The sequence below is a fragment of the Paenisporosarcina sp. TG-14 genome, from assembly GCF_000297555.1.
GTDB classification, from domain to species: Bacteria; Bacillota; Bacilli; order Bacillales_A; family Planococcaceae; genus Paenisporosarcina; species Paenisporosarcina antarctica.
In genome coordinates, this window is record NZ_AMGD01000021.1 from 36,271 (window position 1) to 48,877 (window position 12,607).

Consider the following 12,607-nt stretch of genomic DNA (forward strand, 5'->3'; position numbering starts at 1 on the left):
CGCTTTGTTATGAAAGGTAAATTTTCGAAAAAAAAAGCACATGCCTATTACAGCAGTGCTAAGATTTTTATACATGTAATAATTTTTTTCGTTGTTCCGCAATTAACAATAATTCGGTTGCATGTTCCAAAGTTAATGACGTAATTTCAGCTCCAGACATCATCCGACTGACTTCTTGAACACGACTTTTGCCGATAACTTCTATTAGCTTTGTCATCGTTCGTTCGCCGGTTACTTCTTTTTTAATTAATAATTGTTGGTCAGCCATTGCGGCAACTTGAGGAAGATGGGTAATACATAAAACTTGAGAAGAATGTGAAATATGAGCAATCTTTTCCGCAATTGCTTGCGCTACCCTTCCACTAACACCAGTATCCACTTCATCAAATATAATGGACGTAATTCCTTGATGTTTTGAAAAAATCCCTTTGAGCGCAAGCATCATTCGAGACAATTCTCCGCCTGATGCAATTTTAGAAATGGGTTTAGCTGGTTCTCCAACATTTGTTGACATATAAAAAGCCACATCATCTTTTCCATTTTTATCAAAATTACTTGCTGTATTGAAAATCACTTCAAAAGTAGCTTTTTCCATAAATAATTCTCGAAGCTGTAACACTATGGCCTCGCTTAATTTTTTTGACGCTTTTTTCCGATATAAAGTTAACTCTTTTGCTTCAATTTCCAAATCTATTATGACTTGATCAAGTGCTTTTTGGCGTTGTTGTATTCGTTCATCCCTATTCACAAGTGCATCTAGCTCATCACCAATTTTTTCGCGATATATCATAATTTCTTCAATCGAATTTCCATATTTGCGTTTTAGTAATTGGATGACGGCTAATCTTTCTTCAATGACGTTTAAGCGTTCTTCATCAAATTCAGATTCATCCATTTCACTTTTTAGTTGATACGATAATTCTTGTAGGGAATAAAAAGTATTAGATACAAGTTCCGCTTGTCCTTTGTATGCCTCATCAAATGATGCAACATCCTCAAGTTCACTCATAGCATTGCCAACCCAATCCAACCCTTTTGTCTCGCCATTTAACGCTTCATAAGCAGCAGAAATACGTTCAAATGTTTTATGGTAGTTTTGAAATTTCTTGCGCTCTAATTGAAGTTTTTCATCTTCATCTTCAATTAATTCTGTTGTATCGATTTCATTGATTTGGTATTGATACAAATCAATTTTTTGAGCAATTTGTTGTTCATTTTCACTGACAGCCGCCAGTTCTTTTTTAAATTTTGTGTATGTTTGGAAGAGGCCTAAATAGCTAGCCTTTGCTCGATGAAGCTTACTACCAGAAAATTGATCAAGTAGCGAAATATGTAAACGTTCATCCATTAATTCCTGACTTTCATGTTGTCCATGGATATCAATTAGCGAACCACCAATTTCTCGTAAGATTGCAATCGTAACAAGTTTTCCATTTACACGACAAACACTCTTCCCATGATCGTTAATATCTCTTCGAAGAATAATGGAATCATCATCTGTTTCAATGCCTACATCCAGCAATTTTTGAAACACTGGATGTTGTGGATTTTGTATATAAAATAGACCTTCAAGTTCTGCTTTTTTTGCACCGTGACGGATGAATTCTTGAGAACCTCTCCCTCCCGATAGCAAATGCACAGCATCAATAATAATAGATTTACCTGCCCCAGTTTCCCCTGTTAGAACCGTCAAACCATCTGAAAAACTCACCGATATTTCTTCAATAATAGCGAAATTTTTAATAGTTAATTCTTTTAACACAAAGCGTCACCTCTTTTTTAAAGCATCTCGAGTAATCTTATTCTTATGAACTCACGTTCAGTGGTGTCTTTACATATAATTAAACACGTATCATCACCGCACAGCGTGCCTAAAATTTCTTTCCAGTCTAAATGGTCAATTAATGAGCCAATTGCATGAGCATTCCCAGGCAAAGTTTTCATAACAAGAAAATGACTTGCACCGTCAATGCTGACAAAAGCATCAGTTAACGCACGATGTAATTTTCGCATTGGATTAAAACGTTGATCTGCAGGTAAGCTATATTTATATCGTCCATCTTGCAAGGGTACTTTTACTAAATGCAGTTCTTTAATGTCGCGTGATACAGTTGCTTGAGTTACATTGTATCCAGCATTTTTCAAGATTTCAACTAAGTCATCTTGCGTTTCAATTTCATTATTTGCAATAATATCTCGAATTCGAATATGTCGTTGGCCTTTGTTCATCATTGATCACTCCTGATATGAATAATTATACTTAATTACTCATATCGTACCATTTACAGCTCATCCACACAAGAAAAAAACGACCCTACTTGCGGGCCGTTTAAGACAGTTGTTGATGAGCATCACGAACAATTTGTTTTAGTTGTTCTTCAGAAAATATTGTCTCATTTGTTTCTGTTGCAACTAAATGGAATAAAAATTCAATGTTTCCTTCTCCACCGGTAATCGGAGAAAAAGAAGCATTTTTCAGCGTGAAACCTACTTCTTGAGAAAATTTCGAAATTGTTTCTAACACATTTATATGGACTTTGGAATCACGTACGACTCCTTTTTTCCCCACATTCGCTCTACCTGCTTCAAATTGCGGCTTCACAAGTGCAATTACATCACTACCAGGTACTAGTAATGTTTTTAAAACAGGCAAAATGAGTTTTAACGAAATAAATGAAACATCAATCGTTGCAAATTCTGGTAATCCAACTTCTAAATCAGACACTGTTACATAGCGAAAATTTGTTCGTTCCATGACTGTAACTCGTTCATCTTGACGTATTTTCCAAGCAAGTTGATTGTATCCAACATCAAGTGCATAACAATGTCTTGCACCGTTTTGAAGAGCGCAATCTGTAAAACCACCCGTTGATGCCCCGATATCAAGCATTAGCTTATCTTTAACATCCACTTGAAAATACTTTAGTGCCTTTTCAAGTTTTAGCCCGCCTCTACTCACATAGGGCATTTGATTACCTTTAACTTGCAAAGGTGAATCACCTGCAATTTTCTCACCTGGTTTTTCTAGTCGAAGTTCATTTGTATAAACAGTTCCAGCCATAATAGCTCGTTTTGCTTTTTCTCGCGTTTCACAAAGTCCACGTTCTACTAATAAAACATCGACTCTCTCTTTTGGAGTTTTAATCATAATACGTGTATACCAGCCTTATTGATTTTTTTCAACATTTTTTGTTGAATCCGAGACACTAGTTCATCAGAATTAATATGAATTTCATTTAACAATTCATTTACACTTCCGTGTTCAATAAAGTGATCAGGAATCCCCATGCGATTGACAGAAATGCCTGTATAGTCATGATCTTGTAAAAATTCTAAAATACTGCTACCAAAGCCGCCTTGTAAAACTGCTTCTTCTACTGTGAACAATGGAAGGTCTCGTTGTACTAATTGATGCAACATAAGTTCATCGATTGGTTTGATAAATCGCGCATTAATAACTTCAACTTGCACACCTTCTTTTGCTAATTGATCTGCGGCTTTTAAAGCTAAAGGAATCGTTGTGCCAAATGTTAAAATTGCTGCGTCAGTTCCTTTTCTTAATACTTCCCAAGAACCAATTGGAATAGTTCGTAATTCTTCGTCCATTGGAACACCAAGACCATTCCCTCGTGGATATCGCATAGCAATGGGGCCATCATTGTAGTCAATAGCTGTTTTCACCATATGTTGTCCTTCATTTTCGTCTTTTGGCATCATGATGACCATATTTGGTAAGTGACGTAAAAATGCTATATCAAATACCCCTTGATGTGTTTCACCATCTGCACCAACTAAACCAGCTCGATCGATTCCGATAAAGACATTTAAATTTTGACGACATATATCATGCACAACTTGATCATATGCACGTTGCAGGAATGTAGAATAAATCGCTAAAAACGGCTTCATTCCTTGTGTTGCTAGACCTGCAGACATTGTTGTTGCATGTTGTTCAGCTATTCCTACATCAAACATACGTTCAGGGAATTCAGAAGCAAAGCCTTCTAATTTAGACCCCACAGGCATGGCAGGTGTAACTGCCACAATCCGTTCGTCTTCACGGGCAAGTTTTCGCACAGTTTCCGCTACTAATCCGCTCCATGATGGTGCGGTTGAAGATGATTTCACAAAAGCACCAGTCTCCATTTTATAAGGTCCTGTGCCATGCCATGTGCCAATTTTATCTTCTTCTGCAGGTCGGAATCCTTTACCTTTTTTCGTGATGACATGAACTAATACAGGACCCTTCATTTTTTTGGCATATAATAATGTTTCTTGTAAATCATCATAACTATGGCCGTCAATAGGTCCTAAATACGTAAATCCGAGCTCTTCAAAAAATACACCTGATACAAGCAAATATTTTAAACTATCTTTTACTCGTTCAGCTGTAGCTGCTAGTTTGCCACCAACTGCCGGTATTTTTTTCAACAAATATTCTAACTCTTCTTTTGCCTTGTTATATTTTCCGGCAGTTCTAAGTTTACCTAAAATGGTATGGAGGGCACCTACATTGGGTGCAATCGACATTTCATTATCATTTAATATGACAATCATGTCTGTTTTCTCATGACCAATATGGTTTAAAGCTTCTAAAGCCATACCACCTGTTAATGCACCGTCTCCAATGATTGGAATGACGTGATTCTTATCTTTTTTTATATCTCGTGCAACTGCCATACCCATTGCAGCAGATAATGAAGTAGAGCTGTGGCCAGTTTCCCAAACATCATGTTCACTTTCGATTCGTTTTGGAAAACCACATAAACCTTTATGTTGACGGAGTGTATCAAATTGATTAGCACGTCCTGTTAATATCTTATGGACATATGATTGATGTCCTACATCCCAAATAAACTTATCATCAGGACTATTGAATATACGATGAAGAGATATAGTCAGTTCGACCACACCTAGGTTTGGACCAATATGTCCACCTGTGACCGATAATTTTTCAATTAAAAACGAACGAATATCTTCACTTAAGTTCAATAGTTCTTCTATAGATAAATCTTTAATAAAGGATGGACTTGTAATTGAGTTTAAATCCATCTACATCACACACCTTTACGTGTTAATTTCTAATCCATTATATCAATGTAAGACGATTGTACAAACATTAACGTATTCACTATTTGTTACGATTGACAATGTACGTTGCCATTTCGTCTAATAATCCCGGTTCTTTTGTAATGTCACGAAGAGATAGAATCGCTAGTTTATAGTGCCAATCTCTTTTACTTTTTGCGCCATCAAGAGTTAAAAGTGCAGGGTATGTGTTTTTTTCACTCGCTACATCTTTTCCTGCTGTTTTCCCTAATATCTCAGTAGTACCCTCAATATCTAAAATGTCATCTTGGATTTGGAAAGCAAGCCCTATATGATAACCAAAATCTGTTAATGATTTTTTTGTTTTCTCATCTGCTGAGGCGAGAATGGCACCCGCTTCGATACTATATGACAGTAGAGCACCCGTTTTATTTATGTGTATCGTTTCTAATTCTTTAACAGAAATTAATTTTCGTTCACTTTCTATATCTAATACTTGTCCTCCAACCATGCCTTCAGCACCTGCAGCTAGGCTTAGTAAACGAATTAAATCCAGTTTATCTTCAGCCGGAACAGTTTTTAAACGAGAAAGTTCACCAAAACTATATGTTAACAAGCCATCTCCAGCCAAAATAGCTAAAGCTTCACCATACACTTTATGATTTGTTAATTGCCCTCGGCGATAATCATCATTATCCATACTCGGTAAATCATCATGGATGAGTGAATATGTATGAACCATTTCAATTATTGAACCTACCGTCAAAGCTTCACAATGTTCCACTTTTAATATGTCTAAAACAGCTAATAAAAACAACGGGCGGACTCGTTTACCACCTGCAGCTACTGAATAATTCATGGCTTCCTTTAAAATAGATGGAGCTTCAATTGAATTAATTTGAAAGGAGAGATGTTTATCTATTTTTGGAACATGATGCTCTGTGAACTTTTGGAATGAAATCATTTTACAGTATCCTCTTTTTCAGATTCAGTAAATGGTACTTTCTCGCCTTTATCATCAATGATTGAGATTAGTTGTTTCTCAGCATTTTGTAATTTACTATGGCATAATGTCGATAATTCCATACCTTTTTTATAAAGAGAAATCGCATCTTCTAGAGGGACATCTCCTTGCTCGAGTTGGCGTACGATTTCTTCTAGTTGTTGAATTGCTTGATCAAAAGATACATTCGTTTTTGTCATGATGATTCTCCTTTAGTGTGTTTGGTTATAGAATCGATAGATGCAAGTACGACTCCATCTGGTAATTTTATATGAAGTTGTTTTTTTAGATCAAGTTCTTCAATTGACTTTACTACTTGGTCATTTTGATACGTTATACTGTAGCCTCTATCCATTATTTTCAATGGGTTTAATGCTTCAAGTAATTGAATCAAAGCACTAAATGAACGACCTTTTGCCTGAATGTTTTTTTGAGTAGCTACATGCAACCGTTGTTGATATACGTCTATATCTTTTAGATGTTGTTGAACTGATTTTTGCGGATTTTGTAAGGTTAACCGCATTGTTTGCTGATCGAGACGTTGCTGCTTTTGTTGGAGTAGGGTTCTCCCACTTTTCTCTAACTGTTCTGTTGCACGTGTTAACTTTTCAACAAAAGGTCGATACAATCTGTCCGGATAAGCAAGCGGGTATGCCGATTTGACCCGTGTTAATCTTTTACGCTCTTGAGACAAAGTTGCTGAGACAATTGATAGGATTTGTGATTTTCTGTTTGTTACGTGTTGTAATAACTCAAGTTGATTGGGTACAGCAAGTTCAGCAGCAGCAGTTGGAGTTGGTGCGCGTAAGTCTGATACAAAATCAGCAATGGTCGTATCTGTTTCATGTCCAATCGCACTAATGATAGGAACGCTACTGTTAGCAATTTCTCGAGCAACAATCTCTTCATTAAATGCCCATAAATCTTCAATCGACCCACCACCACGACCGACTATACAAACATCCAACTCAGAATATGCATTTGCACGTTTAAGTGCCTTCACAATACTAGGTGCTGCTCCTATACCTTGAACTAATGTAGGAAAAATGATCACTTCTGCCAGTGGATAACGTCTACTCAAGGTCGTGACGATATCTCGAATTGCTGCACCTGTGGAAGCCGTAATAACGCCTATTGTTTGAGGGAATTTAGGAATTTGTTTTTTTCTAGAAGGATGGAACAATCCTTCTTTTGCTAGTTTTTCTTTTAGCTGTTCGAACGCTACAAATAATTCTCCAATGCCATCAGGTTGCATGACTTGTGCATACAGCTGATACTGGCCAGATCCTTCATAAACATTTACATCACCTTGCAAAAGAACATTCATTCCACTTTCAGGTTTAAATTTCAAGTTTCTAGCTTGAGCAGCAAACATAACAGCAGATATTCTCGTTTGCTCATCTTTTATCGTAAAATAGATGTGCCCACTCGTGTGTATTTTTACATTTGATAGTTCCCCTTTGACATAGACATTTCGTAAATGGGGATCTGCATCAAATTTCCGTTTTATGTATTTAGTTAAAGCTTTTACCGTTAAATATGAAGTTGATGTCACATTCATTCAAACTCCTCACAAAGAAGAAATAAAAAAGCTGTCTTTCTATAAGAAAAACAGCTTTTTTTCTTTCCTTTATTTTACCTGTTTTAACTTCAAATGTCTTGAAGTAACTCATTTTCTGCTGATTTTACAGTATTCACCATTAACATAGTGATTGTCATAGGACCAACCCCTCCTGGAACAGGTGTTAGGTAAGCTGCTTTTTCTTTTACAGAATCAAAATCCACGTCACCACATAAGCGATTATTTTCATCACGATTCATGCCAACATCGATTACAACGGCACCCGTCTTCACATAATCACTTGTAATCATTTTCGTTCTACCTACTGCAACAACTAGGATGTCAGCTTGCAATGTAATTTCTTTTAAGTTTGCGGTTTTAGAGTGAGCATATGTAACAGTTGCATCTTTTTGCAACAGTAATTGACCCATAGGTTTCCCGACAATATGGCTACGTCCTATGACAACAGCATGCTTACCGGAAATTTCGATGTGAGAGTGTTCTAGAAGTTTCATGACACCAAATGGCGTACATGGAAGAAATGTATCTTGACCGAGCATCATTTTACCAATATTTATTGGATGAAAGCCATCTACATCTTTTGCAGGAGAAATTGCTGCCAATACTTCAGTTTCTGTAATATGATTTGGTAATGGCAATTGAACTAAAATACCATGAATTTCTGGGTCGTTATTAAGAGAATGAATCGCTTGTATGAGTTCTCGCTCTGTTAATTCAGATTCAAATGAAAGTAAACGAGAATGCATACCAAGTGCTTCACATGTTTTTTGCTTATTAGCAACATACGTCTTGGAAGCTGAGTTTTCACCTACTAAAATAACAGCTAAGCCAGGTGTTATGCCACTATTCTTCAAGCGGTCAATACGTACAGATAGTTCACTTCTTATAGCTTGTCCAATTTCTTTTCCACTTATTAGTATACTTGACATGTCAAAATTCCCCCTGGTGTCAGCTAGAAGACTCAACCGCATATTTAGATAATACACCGTTGACAAACTTGCTTGATTTGTCATCTCCGAATGTTTTACTCAATTCAATTGCTTCATTAATTACTACTTTTGAAGGAGCATCTTGCATAAATAACAATTCAAAGACAGCTAAACGCAAAATTGTTCGTTCGATTTTAGGTAAGCGATCTAGTGACCAATTTTCTAATTTTTCTTTAAGTGATTCATCAATTTGCGTTAAATGTTCAGTCGTACCACGTACAAGTTTTTCATAGAAAGAATCATTTTGACCATCTAAAACATGACTCATTGCTTCTTCTATTGTCAACTCCGTGTTTTCTAACTGAAACAAAGTTTGCAACACTTTTTCACGAGCTTCTCTACGTTTCATGTGATAGTCTCCTTTAATATACATTCGAACACATCATAGCATATTTCCTGTACACAGGACATACACGGAAGTATGTTTAAATGTTCAGAAAAAGACATCGTTCGAACTTGCCAAACGATGTCCTAAATTATTCTGTTATTGTTTCTTTTTGCTGTTCAAATTGAATGCCGGTAATATGGACATTTATTTCTTGCGTCTCAAGAGAAGTCATATTAAAAATTGCTTGACGCACTTGATTCTGAACTTCTTTAGCTACTTTAGGAATTGATGCACCATACTTTACTGTACAATAAATTTCAACAAATAAACCTTGTTCGGTTAGTTCTGTTTTAATGCCTTTACCATGAACTTTTTTGCCTAAACGTTCAGCAACTCCAGTAGCAAAACTTCCTCGCGTACCCCCAACACCCTCAACATCTGTTGTTGCAATTCCAGCGATTACTTCTAATACTTCTGGTGCTACTTCAATCTTCCCTAAGGCTTCTTTACCTGCAGGAGTCATTTGCAAGTAAGCTGTAGTTGTTTTTTCAGCCATCTCAATCATCCTTTCTTAGGAATTCATGACGTCGTATCTCTCTAAAAATTTCGTGTCAAAATCACCTGATTTAAACACTTCATGATCCATTAATTTCTCGTGGAAAGGAATAGTTGTATGTACGCCTTCAACCACAAATTCACTTAATGCACGTTTCATTTTTGCAACAGCTTCTTCGCGTGTATCTGCAAATGTAATGAGTTTCGCGACCATTGAATCGTAGTATGGAGGAATTCTATAACCTGAATACATTGCTGAATCCACACGTACACCGTATCCACCTGGAGCTAAATACATTTCTACTTTCCCTGCTGAAGGCATGAAATTTTTAGAAGGGTTTTCTGCATTTATACGACACTCAATAGCCCAACCTTTAATTTTCACATCATCTTGTGTATACGCAAGTCTTTCACCTGAAGCCACTTTAAGTTGTTGTTGAATTAAATCAATACCCGTAACCATTTCTGTAACAGGATGTTCAACTTGAATACGTGTATTCATTTCCATGAAGTAAAATTTTTGATTAATATGATCAAAAATAAATTCAACTGTCCCAGCACTACGATAGTTTACCGCTTGTGCTGCCTTTACTGCTGCATCGCCCATTTGATAACGAATTTCTGGCGAAAGAGCTGGTGAAGGTGCTTCTTCTACCAGTTTTTGCATGCGGCGTTGAATAGAACAATCGCGTTCACCTAAATGAATGGTGTTGCCAAAACTATCTGCTAAAACTTGAATTTCAACATGACGGAAGATTTCTATGAACTTTTCAATATATACACCAGGGTTACCAAAAGCAGCTGCTGCTTCTTTTTGGGTAATTTGAATACCTTTAACAAGTTCTTCTTCTGTTCGTGCTACTCGAATCCCTTTACCACCACCACCAGCAGTGGCTTTAATAATGACGGGGAATCCAATTTTACGAGCGATTTCTAGTCCGTCTTTATCATCTGCTACTATGCCCGTAGAGCCAGGAACAACCGGTACACCTGCTTTTCGCATCGTTTCACGGGCTACATCTTTTGTGCCCATTCTTGAAATGGCATCTGAGGTTGGTCCAATAAAGGTAATATTGCACTGTTCACATAACTCAGCGAAACTCGCATTCTCCGCTAAAAAACCATACCCTGGATGAATTCCATCACAGCCTGTTAACTTTGCCACACTTATAATATTACTAAAGTTTAAATAACTATCTTTCGATGGATTTGGACCAATACAGTAAGATTCATCTGCCATTTGCACATGTAACGCTTCTTGATCCGCTTCCGAATAAACAGCCACCGTTTCAATATCTAACTCTTTACATGCACGAATAATTCGAACCGCGATTTCACCACGATTAGCAATTAATACTTTTTTCATCATTGGTTTTCCCCCTTAGTTCGCTTTTACTAAGAACAGAGGTTGGCCGTACTCTACGAGTTGTCCATCTTTTACTAAAATTTCTACAATCTCGCCAGACACTTCTGCTTCGATTTCGTTAAATAATTTCATAGCTTCCACAATACACACGATGCCTTCTTCACTTACTTTATCACCAATTTGAACAAATGCTGGTGAATCTGGTGAAGATGATTCATAGAATGTTCCTACCATTGGAGATTGAATTTTATGGAAAGACTCATCGTTAATTGATTCTTTCACTTCAATATTTGCAAATGATTCTTTTACAGTTGGAGATGTCGTTACTTGTGTAGTATCCATTGTTGATGACTCTACAACTTGTGGTGCTGCAAAATTAGATTGAGGGACAATTACTTCAGTTGATTCGTGTAGACTATTCTTTTTAAGTTTAATTTTCGTACCTTCTGCTTCGTAACTAAACTCATCAATGGATGAGTGGTCAATAAGTTTAATAATTTCACGGATTTCTTGAATTTTTATCATTTCAAACTCCCCTTACCATGTATCGAATTAGGTACTTCTTCTATTTTAGACGTTTTTGTGGAAATTTGAAATAGATAACCTAAATTTCTTTATTTGAGAGTGCTAACTCGAAACGCATAGGAGTCCACTCAAGCTAAACTAAGGTTGAGAAAATGCTGTAAATCTAAAAATTAAAAAAAGGACCTCTATGGGCCCTTTCATTCATTATGAAGCAGGTTGGAATGTAACCTTTACTGATTTAGCGTCTTCCCATTGTTTTTTTACAATGTGAATTATTTCATTTGCTTGTGCTTTTCCTTGTTCTTCCGAGATAACTCTTACATCTACCTTACCTTTATCTGTTTGTACAAGAGCATCTGCATAACCTAATGAACGTATGAGCATTTCAAGCATTGCTTCTGTGGAATCTCTAACCGTTAAATCACTCATCTCATTGTACAGTTCATTGATTTCATCGGCAGACATTTCATCTGTTGTAATTCTAGTCGTTAACTGTTCTCTAAGCTGACTACGCTTGTTTTGTGATTCCATTCTCATTTCTTCAAATAACGCACTTTGAGCATATACTGGAGTAATTGCATCATCTCCAGCTTCTTCATCGATTGTCAATTGATCAAGTGCTCCATCTGAAAAAATAGCTAAACCATCAAAGGGCATGATGTTAGGCTCTTTCACGTAATACACCGAAATTACTGCTACCAAACTTAATAAGGTTAGCATCCACACTGTACGTTTTTTGACTTTCATTTAGAAACCCCTTTCTCATCCATCGGGACGACGACAATTCGATGCTCTGGCAAGAATAATACCGCCGACAAGTATTTTTTTAACATCAATCTAGTTTGAGCTTGGTCCGCTCCTGTTGCTACTATCAAAACGGATTGAATTGTTGTTTGCTCTTCTGTTTTTTGATCAAACAACGCAAAGCTAGGTTTTTCCGAAACTGTTTGTTGAGGCTCGTTCGTGCCTGTATAAAAAAATAATTCAACTTCACCTACCCCAGCCATTTTTTCCAATGCAATTGTTAATGATTGTTCTTGCGAAAATGTATCTTGTGACTGACTGGTTGTGTTCGGTTGCTTTGTGAAAATAGATCCATTAAATAAGAAAAACACCATGAATACCAAGAGGCTTGCGAGCAAGATGCCACTTTTTATACGATTAGGTTTAATGGATGGAATCACGCTCCTCTCTTAAGTGAGACAGGCTT

General features: G+C 36.7%; 14 protein-coding genes. All 14 read right to left on the bottom strand.

Features of this window, described 5'->3' with window-relative positions; all coding sequences use genetic code 11:
• Positions 1 to 67: 67 nt before the first annotated feature.
• Positions 68 to 1,762, bottom strand: coding sequence for a DNA repair protein RecN (recN, locus tag C406_RS0107880; protein WP_017380058.1), 1,695 nt, complete (start codon positions 1,760 to 1,762; stop codon positions 68 to 70).
• A 17-nt stretch (positions 1,763 to 1,779) separates the two neighbouring features.
• Complete coding sequence (gene ahrC, locus C406_RS0107885) at positions 1,780 to 2,229, bottom strand: transcriptional regulator AhrC/ArgR (RefSeq protein ID WP_017380059.1); 450 nt, start codon at positions 2,227 to 2,229, stop codon at positions 1,780 to 1,782.
• Positions 2,230 to 2,329: 100 nt separating this feature from the next.
• A complete protein-coding gene (locus C406_RS0107890) occupies positions 2,330 to 3,148 on the bottom strand; it encodes a TlyA family RNA methyltransferase (RefSeq protein WP_017380060.1) in 819 nt (272 codons plus the stop codon).
• Positions 3,145 to 5,052, bottom strand: a complete 1,908-nt coding sequence (dxs, locus tag C406_RS0107895; RefSeq protein WP_017380061.1) for a 1-deoxy-D-xylulose-5-phosphate synthase — start codon at positions 5,050 to 5,052, stop codon at positions 3,145 to 3,147. The genes C406_RS0107890 and dxs overlap by 4 nt, the downstream gene beginning before the upstream one ends.
• A gap of 79 nt (positions 5,053 to 5,131) precedes the next feature.
• Positions 5,132 to 6,013, bottom strand: coding sequence for a polyprenyl synthetase family protein (locus tag C406_RS0107900; RefSeq protein WP_017380062.1), 882 nt, complete (start codon positions 6,011 to 6,013; stop codon positions 5,132 to 5,134).
• Entirely contained in the window at positions 6,010 to 6,252 is a 243-nt protein-coding gene (xseB, locus tag C406_RS0107905) for an exodeoxyribonuclease VII small subunit (protein ID WP_017380063.1), read from the bottom strand. Before xseB ends, C406_RS0107900 begins: the two co-directional genes overlap by 4 nt.
• Positions 6,249 to 7,607, bottom strand: a complete 1,359-nt coding sequence (gene xseA, locus C406_RS0107910) for an exodeoxyribonuclease VII large subunit (protein WP_026045641.1) — start codon at positions 7,605 to 7,607, stop codon at positions 6,249 to 6,251. The genes xseB and xseA overlap by 4 nt, the downstream gene beginning before the upstream one ends.
• Positions 7,608 to 7,702: 95 nt before the next feature.
• Positions 7,703 to 8,563 carry a bifunctional methylenetetrahydrofolate dehydrogenase/methenyltetrahydrofolate cyclohydrolase FolD gene (gene folD, locus C406_RS0107915; protein ID WP_017380065.1) on the bottom strand — a complete coding sequence of 287 codons (861 nt, stop codon included), beginning with the start codon at positions 8,561 to 8,563 and terminating at the stop codon, positions 7,703 to 7,705.
• Positions 8,564 to 8,582: 19 nt separating this feature from the next.
• On the bottom strand, positions 8,583 to 8,972 hold the full coding sequence (gene nusB, locus C406_RS0107920) for a transcription antitermination factor NusB (protein ID WP_017380066.1): 390 nt from the start codon (positions 8,970 to 8,972) through the stop codon (positions 8,583 to 8,585).
• 127 nt (positions 8,973 to 9,099) lie between these two features.
• The gene (locus tag C406_RS0107925; RefSeq protein WP_017380067.1) at positions 9,100 to 9,507 is read right to left on the bottom strand and encodes an Asp23/Gls24 family envelope stress response protein; all 408 of its coding nucleotides are present in this window, start codon (positions 9,505 to 9,507) and stop codon (positions 9,100 to 9,102) included.
• Between the two features lie 15 nt (positions 9,508 to 9,522).
• A complete protein-coding gene (gene accC, locus C406_RS0107930) occupies positions 9,523 to 10,875 on the bottom strand; it encodes an acetyl-CoA carboxylase biotin carboxylase subunit (protein WP_017380068.1) in 1,353 nt (450 codons plus the stop codon).
• Positions 10,876 to 10,887: 12 nt separating this feature from the next.
• Entirely contained in the window at positions 10,888 to 11,397 is a 510-nt protein-coding gene (gene accB / locus C406_RS0107935; protein ID WP_017380069.1) for an acetyl-CoA carboxylase biotin carboxyl carrier protein, read from the bottom strand.
• A gap of 204 nt (positions 11,398 to 11,601) precedes the next feature.
• Positions 11,602 to 12,144 carry a SpoIIIAH-like family protein gene (locus C406_RS0107940; RefSeq protein WP_017380070.1) on the bottom strand — a complete coding sequence of 181 codons (543 nt, stop codon included), beginning with the start codon at positions 12,142 to 12,144 and terminating at the stop codon, positions 11,602 to 11,604.
• Positions 12,141 to 12,581, bottom strand: coding sequence for a hypothetical protein (locus C406_RS0107945; protein WP_017380071.1), 441 nt, complete (start codon positions 12,579 to 12,581; stop codon positions 12,141 to 12,143). Before C406_RS0107945 ends, C406_RS0107940 begins: the two co-directional genes overlap by 4 nt.
• Between the last annotated feature and the right edge of the window lie 26 nt (positions 12,582 to 12,607).